13 protein-coding genes are annotated in these 15,392 nt (G+C 68.3%); 4 read left to right on the forward strand and 9 right to left on the reverse strand.

Going from position 1 to position 15,392, the window contains the following annotated elements:
• Window positions 1–74 precede the first annotated feature (74 nt).
• Window positions 75–845, reverse strand: a complete 771-nt coding sequence (locus WT24_RS01050; protein WP_060030537.1) for a Mut7-C RNAse domain-containing protein — start codon at window positions 843–845, stop codon at window positions 75–77.
• On the opposite strand from WT24_RS01050, the gene WT24_RS01055 reads away from it, so the two are divergent.
• Both WT24_RS01055 and WT24_RS01060 read left to right on the forward strand, forming a co-directional pair.
• Entirely contained in the window at window positions 735–1,811 is a 1,077-nt protein-coding gene (locus WT24_RS01055) for an NAD(P)-dependent oxidoreductase (RefSeq protein WP_257127407.1), read from the forward strand. The two genes, WT24_RS01050 and WT24_RS01055, sit on opposite strands and share 111 nt — an antisense overlap.
• A 77-nt stretch (window positions 1,812–1,888) precedes the next feature.
• Window positions 1,889–2,524, forward strand: a complete 636-nt coding sequence (locus WT24_RS01060; RefSeq protein ID WP_059503351.1) for a LysE family translocator — start codon at window positions 1,889–1,891, stop codon at window positions 2,522–2,524.
• A gap of 91 nt (window positions 2,525–2,615) precedes the next feature.
• Here the strand turns inward: WT24_RS01060 and WT24_RS01065 are convergent, their stop codons facing one another.
• The gene (locus WT24_RS01065; protein WP_059503353.1) at window positions 2,616–3,899 is read right to left on the reverse strand and encodes an MFS transporter; all 1,284 of its coding nucleotides are present in this window, start codon (window positions 3,897–3,899) and stop codon (window positions 2,616–2,618) included.
• A gap of 97 nt (window positions 3,900–3,996) precedes the next feature.
• Here WT24_RS01065 and WT24_RS01070 point away from each other — a divergent pair, with 97 nt between their 5' ends.
• The gene (locus WT24_RS01070; RefSeq protein WP_060030543.1) at window positions 3,997–4,926 is read left to right on the forward strand and encodes a LysR family transcriptional regulator; all 930 of its coding nucleotides are present in this window, start codon (window positions 3,997–3,999) and stop codon (window positions 4,924–4,926) included.
• Between the two features lie 184 nt (window positions 4,927–5,110).
• Here the strand turns inward: WT24_RS01070 and WT24_RS01075 are convergent, their stop codons facing one another.
• From WT24_RS01075 to WT24_RS01105, 7 genes are all read right to left on the reverse strand, one after another.
• Window positions 5,111–5,938, reverse strand: coding sequence for an OmpW family protein (locus tag WT24_RS01075; protein WP_059503357.1), 828 nt, complete (start codon window positions 5,936–5,938; stop codon window positions 5,111–5,113).
• An 18-nt stretch (window positions 5,939–5,956) separates the two neighbouring features.
• Window positions 5,957–7,198 carry a DUF2957 domain-containing protein gene (locus tag WT24_RS01080; protein WP_059503359.1) on the reverse strand — a complete coding sequence of 414 codons (1,242 nt, stop codon included), beginning with the start codon at window positions 7,196–7,198 and terminating at the stop codon, window positions 5,957–5,959.
• Between the two features lie 142 nt (window positions 7,199–7,340).
• On the reverse strand, window positions 7,341–8,768 hold the full coding sequence (locus tag WT24_RS01085; RefSeq protein WP_060030546.1) for a DUF2957 domain-containing protein: 1,428 nt from the start codon (window positions 8,766–8,768) through the stop codon (window positions 7,341–7,343).
• Between the two features lie 435 nt (window positions 8,769–9,203).
• Window positions 9,204–10,154, reverse strand: coding sequence for an N-acetyl-gamma-glutamyl-phosphate reductase (gene argC / locus WT24_RS01090; RefSeq protein ID WP_059503363.1), 951 nt, complete (start codon window positions 10,152–10,154; stop codon window positions 9,204–9,206).
• A 186-nt stretch (window positions 10,155–10,340) separates the two neighbouring features.
• A complete protein-coding gene (locus WT24_RS01095) occupies window positions 10,341–10,913 on the reverse strand; it encodes a flavodoxin family protein (protein ID WP_027783284.1) in 573 nt (190 codons plus the stop codon).
• 214 nt (window positions 10,914–11,127) lie between these two features.
• Window positions 11,128–11,724: a YbhB/YbcL family Raf kinase inhibitor-like protein gene (locus WT24_RS01100; RefSeq protein WP_059503365.1), complete on the reverse strand. Its 597-nt coding sequence runs from the start codon at window positions 11,722–11,724 to the stop codon at window positions 11,128–11,130.
• A gap of 240 nt (window positions 11,725–11,964) precedes the next feature.
• A complete protein-coding gene (locus WT24_RS01105) occupies window positions 11,965–12,651 on the reverse strand; it encodes an orotate phosphoribosyltransferase (RefSeq protein WP_059503367.1) in 687 nt (228 codons plus the stop codon).
• 459 nt (window positions 12,652–13,110) lie between these two features.
• On the opposite strand from WT24_RS01105, the gene WT24_RS01110 reads away from it, so the two are divergent.
• Window positions 13,111–15,381 (forward strand): NADP-dependent malic enzyme, encoded by a 2,271-nt coding sequence (locus WT24_RS01110; RefSeq protein WP_059790394.1) that lies wholly within the window; start codon window positions 13,111–13,113, stop codon window positions 15,379–15,381.
• The last annotated feature ends 11 nt before the right edge of the window (window positions 15,382–15,392 follow it).

Genomic DNA, 15,392 nt, shown 5'->3' on the forward strand with positions numbered 1-15,392 from the left:
TCGCCGCCACGGCCGGCGTTGCCGGTCACCGGTCTGCCAACCCCGCATGCTCCGGCATGCGGGGTTTCGTTTTTTCAGGCGCCGGGTTCGGCGGGTTCGTCGAGCCGGGCGGGCGGCGGCATGCGCATCGCGTCGACCACCGCGCGCATGCGCCGCCAGTGCGAGCCTTCCCAGAACACGCGCCGGCACACGTCGCACGCGGCGAAGCGCCGGTGCCGCTGCCGGATGCCGGCCGGCACGCGCGGTGCCGCGGCCGCTGCATCGAGCGGATGCAGCGGCGCGTTGCAGCGCAGGCACAGCCGGAACGGCCGCATGTGCGGCGCGAGATCGAGCCGCTCGAACAGTTCGCGCAACTGGTCGGCCGGCTGCAGCGCATGGAGATAGCAGCCGCGCGCGACCGCGCGCCGCTTGAGCAGCTCGCGATCGCGCGTCAGCACGATCCGGTTCTCCCGCTCGGCGAGCGCCGCAAGTTCATCGTCGCGGTAGTGGTTGTCGTAGCAGGTGTCGAAACCGGCGAGGCGCAGCAGTTGCGCGAGGCCGCCGAGATGCGCGTCGGCAACGAAGCGCCATGACGCCGGTTGCCGCGCGGCCGCGCCGTTGGCCGCCGGCCGTGCGCGCTCGGGAAAGACCTCGACGCGGTCGCCGTCGTCGAGCGGCCGGTCGAGCGCGGCCGGCGCGTCGTTCACGCACAGCCGGCCGATTTCGGTATGCGGGACGCCGAGCGCCTCGATCGCATGCTTCGCCGTCGCATCGCGGGCGTACACGTGCGCGAACGTCCGATCGCGCTGCGGGCGCGCGAGAAAGGCGTTCAGTTCGCCGTGAAAGCGGAAGGTCGCGGTCGTCATCCGTGCAGTATCGCACCGCGCCCGGCCGGCGGCAGGCGCTGCAAAGCGCCGGCATCTGTGTTTAACTCGCGGCTTCACGGAGCGAAGGAGCGGGACATGGATCTCGGGTTTATCGGGCTGGGCGAAATGGGGCAGGCGATCGCGACGAACCTGCTGAAGGCGGGCCACACGGTGCGGGTCTGGAACCGGTCGCGCGAGCGGGCCGAGCCGCTGGCGGCATTCGGCGCGCGTGTCGTCGACACGCCGGCCGACGCGTTTCGCGGCGACGCCGTGTTCTCGATGCTCGGCGACGATACGGCCGCGCGCGCGGTATTCGACGACGCGCTGTTGGCCCAGGCGCCGCGCGGGCTGATCCACGTAAACATGGCGACGGTGTCGGTCGCGCTCGCCGAATCGCTCGCGCACGCGCATGCGTCGCGCGGCATCGACTACGTCGCCGCGCCGGTGATGGGGCGGCCCGACGTCGCGGCCGCCGCGCGCCTGACGATCATGGCGGGCGGCCCGGCCGAGGCGATCGACCGCGTGCAGCCGCTGTTCGACGCGATCGGCCAGAAGACCTGGCGCTTCGGTTCGTTGCCGCAGCACGCGAACGTCGCGAAGATCGCCGCGAATTTCACGCTCGCGTCGGCGATCGAGACGCTCGGCGAGGCGTCCGCGCTGCTGGGCGCGCACGGCGTCGCGATGCGCGATTTCCTCGACGTGATCACCAGCAGCGTGTTCCCGGGGCCCGTCTACGAAGGCTACGGCGCGATGATCGCGGAGCGGCGCTACGAGCCCGCGCGTTTCAAGGCGCGGCTCGGGCTGAAGGACGTGCGGCTCGCGCTGGAGGCCGGCGACGCGACGTCGGTGCCGCTGCCGGTGGCGAGCGTCGTGCGCGACAGCCTGCTCGACGTGCTCGCGCACGGCGGCGGCGACCAGGATTTCGCGGTGCTCGGCGAGGCCGCGCTGCGCCGCGCCGGCCGCTGACACGCGACAGAAGTGCCGTGCGCACGGCATAATCGGCAGTCCGTTTTCCCTTACATCATTCCAGGCAGAGGCAGTTCATGAACTTGCATACGTGGTGGCTTTTCGTGGCGACGGTGTTCGTCGTGTCGGCGATTCCGGGCCCGAACATGCTGCTCGTGATGACGCACGGCGCGCGGCACGGGCTGCGGCGCTCGTCCGCGACGATGGCCGGTTGCCTGAGCGCGCTGGTGCTGATGCTCGCGGTATCCGCGGCGGGGCTCGGCGCGGTGCTCGAGGCATGGCCGGCGATGTTCAACGCGCTGCGCTTCGCGGGCGCGGCCTATCTGATCTATCTCGGCGTGAAGGCGTGGCGCGCACGCGTGGACGACGCGCCGGCGGCCGACGCCGATGCCGTGTCGCAAGGGGCGTCGGCGTCGCGCGTGGCGCTGTTCCGCAATGGCTTCCTGGTCGCGGGCAGCAATCCGAAGGCGATCCTGTTCGCAGCCGCGCTGCTGCCGCAGTTCATCAACGCGGCCGAGCCTACGTTGCCGCAGTTCGGCATCCTCGTCGTCACGTTCGCGGCGATCGAAGTGAGCTGGTATCTCGTCTACGCGGCGTTCGGCACGCGCATCGGCGCCACGCTGAAGAGCCAGAGCGTCGCGAAGGTGTTCAACCGGCTGACGGGCGGGCTATTCGTCGGCTTCGGCGCGATGATGGCGCTGGTTCGTCACTGATTCCCGGCCCGCACCGGCGTACCGAACGCCCCGTCCCTCGCAAGAGGGCGGGGCGTTCAGTTTTCGGGCTCCGCGTCGCACCGCTGTCCGCTTACGCACGCGGGCGATCCAGCGCCACCGCGCCGGCGCCGCGTCCGGCCGTCAGCCCGAACACGGCCGCCGCACCGGCGAACGCGAACCCGACACCGCACACTGCGCTCCATCCGCCCCATGCCCACGCGCTGCCCGCGAGCGCCGCGCCGAGCGCGCCGCCGACGAAGAACAGCCCGACGAACAGCCCGTTCAGGCGTCCGCGCGCGGCCGGGTTCAGCAGGTTGATCGCGCGACGGCCGATCGTCTGGTCGACGATCACGCCCGCATCGAGCAGTGCCGCGCCGCCGGCCAGCAGCGCGAGCGCGACGCCGCGATGCGCATGCGCGTCGAAGCCGAACCAGCCGGCGCCGGCGATCCCGAGCACGGTGAGCGCCGCGAGCATCGTGCCGTGCGCGAGCCGCTGCGCGGCCGGGCCGTGACCGCGGTCGCCCGCGCGGCCGGCGAGCGGCGTGACGATCGCGCCGCTGGCGCCGGCGAACGCGAACAGCGCGATCCCATGCAGATCGAGCGCGAACGGCGGCTGCGCGAGCCGCAGCCCGACGGCGGTCCAGAACGCGCTGAACGCGGCCATCGCGAGCGCGGCCGACAGCGCATGCCGGCGCAGCACCGGCTCGTCGGCGAGCAGGCGTCCCATCGATGCGAGCAACGCGCGGTAGCCGGCCGTGATCGACGGCGTGCGCGTCGGCAGGCGCAGCGCGAGCACGACGGCGATCGCCGCGTTCGCGAGCGCGGCCAGCAGATAGAACGCACGCCAGCCGGCCGACCCCGCGATCAGGCTCGCGAGCGGCCGCGACAGCAGGATCCCGAGCATCAGCCCGCTCATCACGTTGCCGACCGCGCGGCCGCGCTGCGCTTCGGGCGCCATCGACGCGGCCATCGGCACGAGCATCTGGATCACGCTCGACGCGGCGCCGGCCGCGAGCGTCGCGAGCAGGAACACGGTGCCCGAGCGCGTGAAGGCGGGCAGCGCGAGCGCCGCCGCGCAGACGGCGAGCGTCGCGACGATCAGGCGGCGGTTCTCGAGCAGGTCGACCAGCGGCACGAGCAATGCGAGGCCGGCCGCGTAGCCGAGTTGCGGCAGCATCGCGACGAGCCCGGCGAGGCCGGGCGGCAGGTGCAGGTCCGCGCTGATCGGGCCGGTCAGCGGTTGCGCGGCGAACAGATCCATCACGATCACGCCGACCGTCGCGGCGAAGAACAGCGTCATGCCGGTGCTCAGCGCGGGCGGCGCGGCGACGGACGAGGAAACGGGGGCGGAGCAACGGTTGGCAGGGCAGTTCATCGGAAGCCTGACGGGGAGGTCGAAGGAATTCCCATCGTAGGTCCCCGATGTTTATGCGACAATTGAAATATGTATAACATGATTATGCGAGTTTGTTTTGAATACGCGTGATCTCCAGGCGTTCGTCGCGGTCGTCGACAGCGGGTCGATGGTTGCCGCGGCCGCGAAGCTTCATCTGACGCAGCCGGGCCTGACGCGGCGCGTGCAGAACCTCGAATCGCTGCTCGGCGTGCCGTTGCTCGAGCGGCAGAGCAAGCCGCTGAAGCCGACCGCGGCCGGGCGCGACGTCTACGCGCTCGCGCGCAACGTGCTCGGCGCGGTCGACGAGCTGATGGCGGCGGGCGCGCCGGACGGCGAACCATCGGGCGAGCTGCGCATCGGCGTGCCGCCGTTTCTGTCCGAGCTCGCGCTGGAGCGGCCGATCGATCGGCTGCGCGACGCGTTCCCGCGCCTCACGCTGCGCGTGACGGCCGGCTGGTCGCCTGCGCTGGTGCAGGGCATCGAGCGCGGTGCGCTCGACGTCGCCACCGTGATGGTGCCGGCGAGCGCGGCGTTACCGGACGCGTTGACGGCGACGCTCATCGCCACGCAGCCGACGGTGCTCGTCGCCGCGCGCGATTTCCCGCTGCCGGCGGGCCCGCTGTCGCTCGACACGCTGTCGGGTTTTCCGTGGGTGCTGAGCCAGGACGGCTGCGGGATGCGTTCGGCGCTGAGCCGGGCGCTCGGCGCGGCCGGGCTGCCGTTCGACGTCGCGGTCGAGGCATTCGGCTCGGAGTTGCAGTTGTCGCTCGTCGCGCGCGGCGCCGGCATCGGGATCGCGCCGCCGAACGCGCTGGCGCGCAGCGCGCATCGCGATGCGCTGAGGGTGGTGGAAACGACGGGGCTGGAAACGCGGATCAACGTGTGGATCGTGCACGGCACGTTGCCGGGCCGGCTGGTGCGGCCGGTCGCGCTGCTGCGCGACGCGCTGGGCGAGGTACTCGAACGGGAGAACGGGAAGGGGTCAGGTGCCGTCACGGCGAACTAGAGGCCGCGTTCGAGGGAAAATCCTTATTTTCTCTACGGAAATGTTGCATTGCGGAAACCGATTCGCTATAGTTGTACCTGTCTCCTCCATGTCTCCTCTGATATGGATTCAGCCCGCCGCTTAGGCGGGCTTTTTTTTGCCTGCGATTGTGTCGCGGCGCTCCATTTGCCGGCTCTCGCCGCGCTCAGAACTTGTAGGTCATCCCGACGTAGCTGATGATCGGGTCCGCCTTCAGGTCCGATTTCGACTCGGCGAGCACCGAGCCGTCGGCCGCCTTGATCGTCACCGTCGACGTCGTCTTCAGCGGGATGTAGGTCACCGACGCGACCAGCCCGAAGTGTTCGGTCAGGTTGTACTGCAGGCCCGCGTTGAACACCGGCTGCCACGACGACGACGCCTTCGCTTCCACCGACGTCGTCCCCGGCTTGCCCGCGCCCGCCGCGAGGATCGCACCGAGGTTGTCCTGCGTCTGCTTGATGAAGTTCGTGTTGAGCTGCAGGTCGCTGAACCAGTTGTACGACACGCCGAGGCCGAGGAACGGACGGAACTTCGCGGTGGCCTGCCCGAAGTAGTACTGCAGGATCACCGCCGGGCTCCACTGCCGCACGCTCTTCACGATCGGGTTGACCGATCCCAGCCCGATGTTCTGCGTGCCGAGCGCGCCGGCGGGGCCGGGCGGCTTGATCGTGCCCTGGCCCGACACCTTGAACACCGGCGGCACGCCTGCCACCGACGTGACCGCGATGTGATCGGTCAGGAAGTGGCTGACCGTCAGGCCGACGGTGTCGGCGCCGCTCGTGTGCAGCCCGGTGCCCGGCGACGTGAACGACGGCGGCAGCCGCAGCGGCGTGTTGATCGGCGTCGGCGCGACGTTGGTCGTCATCGGCGTGCTGCTCTGCTGCGGCATGATGTGGAACCAGCCCAGCGTGACGACGTTGCTGCCGGCGCTCTGCGCGTGCGCCGCGAGCGGCGCGGCGGCGGCCGCCGCCGCGCAGAGAAGGGTTTTCTTCATCACGGCTTCTCCCTCCGCTTACTGGACGAATGCGCCGATCGTGAAATACGGCGTCGATCCGGCGTTGTCGAGGAAACCGAACACGCCACCCGTGAAGATGAACTTGCCGGTCGGCGACGTGCTGCCCGAACCCGTGTGGATCGTCGTGACCGTGCCCGGCACCTTCTGCGTGTAGTCGAGGTCGAGCGCGGTGGCGAGCGACGCCTGCGACGGCTGGAACGGGTCGAGCAGCGTGGCCTGCTTGTCGATCAGCGCGGTGGTGCGGTAATCGAACTGGCTGTCGACGCCGATGTATTCCCCGTTCTGCGAGCCGGCCGCCACGGCCGTCTGCGGCGCGAGGATCGAGATGCTCGATTCGTCGTCGGCGGTCAGGCCCGGCACGCCGTTGCTGTCGGGCGTCGGATTCGGGTTCGCGACCCCCGTGCGCACGAGGATCGGCACGAGCTGGTTGCGCAGCTTGCCGACGATCATGAAGCCCTTGCCCTGCGGGGTCGCCGACAGCGTCGGCTTCAACTGGCTCGCGTAGTTGTTCGACTGGAACGCGCCGCTGCCGTCGGCCGACTGCACGAAGTTCGTGCCCTGCTGCGCGCATGCGCCGCCGGCGAACTGGCCGGTCGTGTCGCACTTGGTCCACGTGCCGTCCGCGTTGATCGTCACCTTCGCGTCGATCGATGCCGGCGCGAATTTCTGCGACGGCACTTCGCCGAAGCCGATGTGGCTGTACGTGCCCGCGACCTTCGTGATGTCGGTTTCGATCGACGAGAAGCCGATGAACGGGTAGTACGGGAATTTCGTGTCGGGCACCGCGGCCTGGCCGAGCACGCCGTCGAACTGGATCTCCTTGCCGGGAATCGTGCCGCCCGCCACGCCGAAGCCGACGAAGATGCGCGCCGGACGCGACGCGTCGAGGCTCGCGCCGTTCAGGCGGAACGCGCACTGGTTCAGCTTGTTGGTCGGCAACAGCGTTTCCTGCGTGAGCGTGCCGCTGTCGACGGTGCCCGCGCGGGTCGGCACGACGGTGCCGGTCTTTTGCGGCACCGGCGATTCGACATAGGTGACCTGCCAGGTCATCTTGGTCGTGTCGAGCTGGACCTTCGCGAGTTCGCCGCTGCCCGCGCCGCCCGTAAACACGGTGTTGTAGTCGAGCGTGGCGGGGCAAAGCCGCTCTTCGACGAGCGGCGGCGGATTGTCGCTGCCGCCGCCGCATGCGGAAAGAAGGGGGGCGGCAAGGGCCGCCGCCAGAATGAGGTTGCGCTTCATGTTGCTCCTCCAGATTTGTCTTGTGCGGCGGCCAGCTCCCTGTCGGCCGCTTCTGTCGTGTGCTCGTCCTGCCGGCGCCGAGCCGAGCGCCTTCGTGCCTTCCCTGCGCGCGGCGGCGGGCCGGCCGCCGCGCCCTCGATCGCTACTTGCTGATCTGCGCGCCCACGCCGAAGTACGGGGTCGACGATGTCGTCGAATTCGCCGACGTCGACGTGACGCCGCCGTTCACCGTGCCCTGGATCAGCGCCGCGTACAGCCCGCCCGTCGCGATCACGACGCCCGATGCGGACGGGTAGTTCGTGCCGGGCGGCGGCTTCGGTATCGTCGTCGCGTTCAGCAGGCCCGGCGTCGTCTGGCCGTAGTCGAGCGTGAAGCCGTCTTCCTCGGCCTGCGTGGACGGGTTGATGAACGACGCGTTGCTGCCGCGGATCAGCGCGGCCGTGTACTTGAAGTTCGAGTCCGCACCCGCGTAGCCGCCGTCGATCGCGCCCGACGTGATCGCCGTCGCCGCGCCGAGCACCGCGATGCCCGATTCGTCGTCGACCTGCGCGTCGAAGTGCAGCGGCGGCGTGCCGAGGTTCACGTTGCCCGTGCGCACGATCACCGGCACCGTCGCGCCGTTGAGCTGGCCGATCACCATGTGCGCGGTCGCCGACTTGCCGGTCGCGCCGACGATCGGCAGTTGCGTCTGCGGCAGCGTCTGCGGCGCCTTCGTGCTGTCGAAGTAGCCGCCCTTCGCGCTCGTCTTCCACGGATCGCCGGTCGTCTGGCAGCCGCCCGAACTGCTCGACGTGCATGCGCCGTTCGCATCGAACGTCTCGCTCGAATTCGAGCCCTTCGTCGCGTAGTTGCCCGACGGCACGAGGTGGTAGAGCAGCGCGTTGTACGTGCCCGGCAGTTTCGAGAGGTCGGTCGTCGTGTTCGCGAAGCCGAGGAACGGATAGAAGTCGAAGTGACGGTTCGGCACCTGGCCGACGTTCTGCACGACGCCCGGGACGATCGTCAGCCCGTCGTACTGGATCGTCGCGCCGGGAATGCCGCCGCCCGCCACGCCCATGCCGACCAGCAGCATCGGCGGGTTCGCCTGGTTGAAGTCGGCGGCCGTCGAATAGGTCGAGCCGTCCGACGCGGGGCCGGTGCCCGGCGTGAGCACGAACGCGCAGCGCGTCTGCTCGGCGGTCGGCAGCGTGCCGGCCGGCGGGTGGACGACCTTGCCCGTGATGGTCGTGCCGACGCGGCTGGGCGTGACGGTGCCCGTCTTCAGCGGAATCGGCGATTCGAGCCACGTGAGCGTGTACGTCATCGCGACCGCGTCGATGTTGACGCTGACGATCTCGCCGCTACCTGCGCCGCCGAGATACGTGCTCTTCGCGATATCGGCGTTGGCCGGGCAGAGTGCGCCGTTGATGGGCTGCGAAGGCGGCGGCCCTTGCGTGCCGCAGCTCGAGCCGGAACATTGGGGCGCATCGATCGGCGCGAGCGCGCCACCGGAGTCCCCCCCACCACATGCAACCAGGAAAGGGGCAATGGCAAAGGCCGTTGCCACCCCCTTCGATAAGGCGTGCGACATGCCGCTGTCTCCAATCGTTTAATTGTGCGAGCTAATGTCGCCGCCTGGATTTTTGCTGTCAATTGATGAACCCGTCTAAAAAAGGCGATTGAAACGGGATCTGCGATTTGAATCCTTGCCCGATAAGGAAATCGGTAAGAATTTAAACGCGGGACGGGCTGTCGAAAGCTGCCGCGGCAGCGGTTGCGCGGCGTTCGGCGCGCTCTCGCAACGCCTTCCCGCGTATAACGGCAGCGTTTAAATCGACGGTATCCGGTTTATCCCTATTCGGGATTGACTGGATGAGGAAGAGGGCTGGTTTAATTCACTGGTAATCGCGCAATGGAAAGCTTGTAAATATTTGTAAATGCGCGGCCCCGTGTTTTTGTATATTGACTGATACGGGTAAATAAAAAGCCGGCCAATGGCCGGCTTTGCATCGCGTGCGATGTTGAATCAGCGTTTGAGGCCCGCGTCCTCGGCTGCGCCGATGTTGAGGTTCATGCACTGGATCGCGGCGCCCGATGCACCCTTGCCGAGGTTGTCGAGGCGCGCGACCGTGACGAAGCGCTCCGCGTTGCCGAACACGAACAGGTCGACGCGGTTCGTGTCGTTGTTCGCCTGCACGTCGAAGAAGCCGCTGTCGAGATTCGCCTCCGCGTCGAACGGTGCGACGCGCACGAACGCTTCGTCCGCGTAGTACTCGGCGAACACGCGCTGCACGTCCTGCGGCGTCGCGCGCTTCGCGAGCTGCTCGGGCGTGAAGTAGGTCGTCACCGCGAGGCCCTTCAGGAAGGGACCGACGATCGGCGTGAAGATCGGCGCGTGCGCGAGGCCGGTATGCGCGGCCATTTCCGGCAGATGCTTGTGGGCAAGGCCGAGCGCGTACGGGCGCGGGCTCGCGAGCTTGCCGCCCGGCGCGGCGCCTTCGTACTCGGCGATCATCGACTTGCCGCCGCCGCTGTAGCCGGTGATCGAGTAGCTGTGCGCGGCGAACGTCGGCGCGACGATGCCCGCATCGACGAGCGGACGCATCGCGAGCACGAACGCCGATGCGTGGCAGCCGGGCACCGCGATGCGCTTCGACGTACGAATCTTCTCGCGCTGCGCACGGGTCAGCTCGGGCAGGCCGTAGGCCCAGTCGGCGTGGGTGCGGAACGCGGTGCTCGCGTCGATCAGCGTGGTGTCCGGATTCTCGACGAGCGATGCGGATTCGCGCGACGCGACATCCGGCAGGCACAGGAACGTGACGTCCGACGCGTTGATCAGGCGGCGGCGCTCGTCGACGTCCTTGCGCTTCGCTTCATCGATGCGCAGGATCTCGATGTCGCTGCGTGCCGACAGGTATTCGAAGATCTTGAGGCCGGTCGTGCCTTCCTGGCCGTCGACAAAAACTTTGGTGCTCATTTCGCTCTCACTGAATGAAACGGGAGCCGCGGCGCCCTGAAACCGCCATTTTAAGACGTCATCCGGCGGTGCTGCACCGCACGGGGCGAAAAAAGACGGCCGGCGGCCGTCTTGTGTCCCTCCCTTTGACGCCGCCCGCGCCGCCGCACGGACGGCGGCGCGGCGCGGGCGGGCGTCCGGATGCGCTCAGCGGCCGCCGGCCACCCAGCGCGCCGTCGCGTCGGCGACACGCCGGCCGAACGCTTTCGCGGTGTCGAGGTCGCCGGGCAGCGGGCCCTCGTCGGGCGTCGCGTCCGCCGGCGATTGCGCGAGCAGGCCCGTGAAGCCGCCGACGTAGTTGATGTCGTTGCGCGTGGCCGCCTTCGAGTTGGCCGGCATCATGCCCGTGCCGACCCACACCATCCCATGTTGCATCGCCAGCGTGACGAAATACTGAATCGTCGAGAACTTGTCGCCGTTCATCGTCGCCGAGTTCGTGAAACCCGCGGCGATCTTGTCCTTCCATTTCTGCGTAAACCACGGTTTCGACGTGGCATCGGCGAACTGCTTGAACTGCGCGGACGGGCCGCCCATGTAGGTCGGCGCGCCGAAGACGATCGCGTCCGCCGCGTCGAGCGCGGCCCAGCCCGCGTCGTCGAGCTCGCCGACGGCGATGAGGCGTGCGGTGGCGCCGGCATCCTGCGCACCCGCGTGCACGGCCTCGGCCAGTTTCTGCGTGTGACCGTAGCCGCTGTGATAGACGATGACGATGTTCGACATGAAGCGTTCTCCGGAAAGGGATGGGAACGGCCGAGCGCAGGCTCGCCGCGTCGCGCGCCGCACGCGGGCGGCGCGACGGATACGCGGCGGGGCGCCGCGACCGGTGCTGCCGAGTCTAGCAAGCCGAAATGACGGGAAAAAGCGCGCGGGCCGCGCACTGAAATTCGCCGGCGCGGGCAATCGTGCCGCGCAACGGGCGGCGGCGCGCGAGTGCCTACTGTCCGTAAGTGACCGTGAGTTGCGCGGCGCCGATCGCGAGCGTGCCGATTTCATGCTCGAACATCGGCGCGGGGCGGCCCTGCGAGACGCGCAGGTCGGTGCCTTTCAGCGCGTAGACGGTGATCACGTAGCGATGCGGCTTGCCGGGCGGCGGGCACGGGCCGCCGTAGCCGTCGATCCCGAAATCGTTGCGCGCCTCGCTCGCGCCGATGCGGCGCAGGAAGCCGGATGCGCTCGCGTCGGCCGGCAGGCTCGTGACGGTCGCGGGGATGCCCGCGACGGCCCAGTGCCACCAGCCGTGCCCGGGCGCGTCGGGATCGAACATCGTGACCGCGTAGCCGCGCGTGCCGGGCGGCGGGTTGCGCCACGCGAGTTGCGGCGAGCGGTTCGCGCCCTTGCAGTCTCCGCGGTCGAACACGTTCGCGGCCCGCACGCGGGCGCCCGGCGTCAGGTCGTCGCTCGTCACGGTGAACGGGCCTTCCGCATGCGCGGGCAGCACCGCGAAAACGGCGGCGTACAGGAGGGCGGGGAGGCGGAGCGGAGACGGGCGACCCGATGGCGCAGGCGGAGCGATCCGGCGATCCACACGCATATGGCGCTTCTCCCGTCACGTGGGCCGGGCCGAGGCTCCCGGCATTGTTGGCGTTGTGTGTTGCCCGCGCCGCCGACGGCGGCGATGGATCAAGTCTAGCATTAGGGTTCGATGAGCGACGCACACCGGCGAGCGCGATTGCGATCGGTCAGGGCGCCGGTCGGCGGACGAAAAAAAGCCGCCTGCGATGAAGCAGGCGGCTTTCTCGGCCAGTGCGCCGGCACGCATGCCGGCGTGGCGTCATTCCTTCGGGGCCGTCGCGCCGCCGTGCGCGGCTGACCACTCGGCCGGTGCGTGCAGGAATTTCTCGACTTCGTCGAGCGTCTTCGTCTCGAAGTAGCCCGAGGCCTTCGCGACGCGCAGCACGTCCCACCACGTGGCGAGCGCGTGCAGGTCGACGTCGATGTCCTTCAGGACCGACACGCTTTCCTTGAAGATGTCGTAGTGGAACAGCACGAAGCAGTGGTTCACCTTCGCGCCGGCGGTGCGCAGCGCGTTGACGAAGTTGATCTTGCTGCGGCTGTCGGTCGTCAGGTCTTCCACCAGCAGCACGCGCGAGCCTTCCTCGAGATGGCCTTCGATCTGCGCATTGCGGCCGAAGCCCTTCGGCTTTTTGCGCACGTACTGCATCGGCACCATCATCCGGTCCGCGATCCAGGCCGCGAACGGGATGCCGGCCGTCTCGCCGCCCGCCACCGCGTCGATCTGCTCGAAGCCGATGTCGCGCGTGATCGTCGTTTCCGCCATTTCCATCAGCGCACGGCGCACGCGCGGATACGAGATCAGCTTGCGGCAGTCGATATAGACGGGGCTTGCCCAGCCGGACGTGAAGATGAACGGTTTTTCGGCATTGAAGTGCACCGCCTGCACTTCGAGCAGGATTTTGGCGGTCGTATCCGAGATCGACTGACGATCGTAGCCTGTCATGGGCATTCCTTGGGTGATGAGCGAGGAGCGGGCGCGGGCCCGGTGGCGCAGCAAGGGAACCCGCCCGGGGGGCCGGGGCGCGATCGGCGGACCAATCGCATCGCTGCGCGCGTAGCCGGCTATTTTACCCGATCCAGGCCGGTTTTCGGCGGAATTCGCGCGGGTTCGCGATGCCGCTCGCCACCGGCGAAACAAACGGGGCGCGACCAGTTCGATGCTGATGCCGGGGATGCGGCGGTGCACCAACAGAGGTCATTTAGGGGGTGTACACTAGGCGACCCTTGGAAATCGTTCAGTACTTTGTACTTTCCTCTTGCCATCCGCCAAGGTTCGATGGCGTGCCGATCCGGCGCGTCGCGGGCCGTCTCGCAGTCGACCATCCCCTCGATTCAAGCAGACGCGGCCGAAGGTGCTGTGTACTGAGTCGTCACAATTTCGCATGTCTCTCGCAGGTCAATCATGGACGAACAACTGAAGCAGGCCGCTCTCGCTTATCACCTGAACCCGAAACCCGGCAAGATTTCGGTCACCCCGACCAAGCCGCTGTCGAACCAGCTCGATCTGTCGCTCGCGTATTCGCCGGGCGTCGCCGCCGCGTGCGAGGCGATCCACGCCGATCCGCTCGACGCGCAGAAGTACACGTCGCGCGGCAACCTCGTCGGCGTCATCACGAACGGCACGGCCGTGCTCGGTCTGGGCAACATCGGCCCGCTCGCCGCGAAGCCGGTAATGGAAGGCAAGGGCTGCCTCTTCAAGAAATTCGCGGGCATCGACGTGTTCGACATCGAACTGTCGGAATCCGACCCCGACAAGCTCGTCGAGGCGATCGCGATGCTCGAGCCGACGCTCGGCGGCATCAACCTCGAGGACATCAAGGCGCCGGAATGCTTCTACATCGAGCAGAAGCTGCGCGAGCGCATGAAGATACCCGTCTTCCACGACGACCAGCACGGCACCGCGATCATCGCGTCGGCCGCGATCCTGAACGGCTTGAAGGTCGTCGGCAAGAAGCTGTCGGAAGTGAAGCTCGTGTGCTCGGGCGCGGGCGCCGCAGCGATCGCGTGTCTGGACCTGCTGGTGAACCTCGGCCTCACGAAGTCGAACATCCTCGTCGCCGATTCGAAGGGTGTGATCTACGAAGGGCGCGGCAACCTCGATCCGTCGAAGCAGCGCTATGCGGCGAACACCGACGCGCGCACGCTCGCCGACGCGATCGTCGGCGCGGACGTGTTCCTTGGCTGCTCGAGCGCGGGCGTGCTGAAGCAGGACATGGTCAAGACGATGGGCGATCGCCCGCTGATCCTGGCGCTCGCGAACCCGGAACCGGAAATCCGCCCGGAAGACGCGAAGGCCGTGCGCCCGGACGCGATCGTCGCGACCGGCCGTTCGGACTACCCGAACCAGGTCAACAACGTGCTGTGCTTCCCGTTCATCTTCCGCGGCGCGCTCGACGTCGGCGCGACGACGATCACCGAGGAAATGAAGCTCGCGTGCGTGCGCGCGATCGCCGAGCTGGCCGAGGAAACCGACCAGAGCGAGGAAGTCGCGAAGGCGTATGAAGGCCATTCGCTCGAATTCGGGCCGGAGTACCTGATTCCGAAGCCGTTCGACCCGCGCCTGATCATCAAGATCGCGCCGGCCGTCGCACAGGCCGCGATGGATTCGGGTGTCGCCACGCGTCCGATCCAGGACATGGACGCATACCGCGAGCAGCTCGGTGCGACCGTCTACCGCACCGGCATGGTGATGCGCCCGGTGTTCGCGGCGGCGAAGCAGAAGGAGGCCCGCATCGTGTTCGCCGAAGGCGAGGACGAGCGCGTGCTGCGCGCCGCGCAGTTCGTGCTGCTGGAAAAGATCGCGAAGCCGATCATCGTCGGCCGTCCGTCGGTCGTCGACATGCGCCTCGCGAAGATCGGTTCGAAGCTGAAGGCCGGCGTCGATTTCGAAATCGTCGATCCGGAAGACGATGCGCGCTACCACCGCTACTGGCAGGCGTATCAGGAGATCGGCGCGCGCGACGGCGTGACGCCGGAAGTCGCGAAGGCCGCGATGCGCAAGTTCAACACGCTGATCGGCGCGATGCTGGTGCACCTGGGCGATGCGGACGGGATGATCTGCGGGATGATCGACACGTTCCACAGCCACCTGAAGTTCATCGAGCAGGTGCTGGGCCGTGCGAAGGGCGCCGAGCACTTCGCCGCGATGAACCTGCTGATGCTGCCGGGCCGCAACCTGTTCGTGTGCGACACGTACGTGAACGAACTGCCGAGCGCCGACCAGCTCGCCGACATGACGATCCAGGCCGCGGCCGAGATCGAGCGCTTCGGCATCGCGCCGAAGGCCGCGCTGCTGTCGAACTCGAACTTCGGCAGCGCGCCGTCGGCGTCGTCGCGCCGGATGGCCGAGGCCCGCAAGCTGATCGTCGAACGTGCGCCGAACCTCGAAGTCGACGGCGAAATGCACGGCGACGCGGCGCTGTCGGAAATGATCCGCAAGCAGGCGTTCCCGGGCACGACGCTGTCGGGCGAAGCGAACCTGCTGATCATGCCGAACGTCGAAGCCGCGAACATCGCGTACAACCTGCTGAAGATGGTCGGCGGCGAAGGCGTGACGGTCGGCCCGTTCCTGCTCGGCGCGGCGAAGCCGGTCCACATCCTGACGCCGGCCGCGACCGTGCGCCGGATCATCAACATGACGGCCGTTGCCGCCGCGAACGTGAACACGAAGTAAGTTCACGCCCG

Source organism: Burkholderia sp. MSMB1078WGS, assembly GCF_001528895.1.
In the GTDB taxonomy this organism is placed as follows: Bacteria; Pseudomonadota; Gammaproteobacteria; order Burkholderiales; family Burkholderiaceae; genus Burkholderia.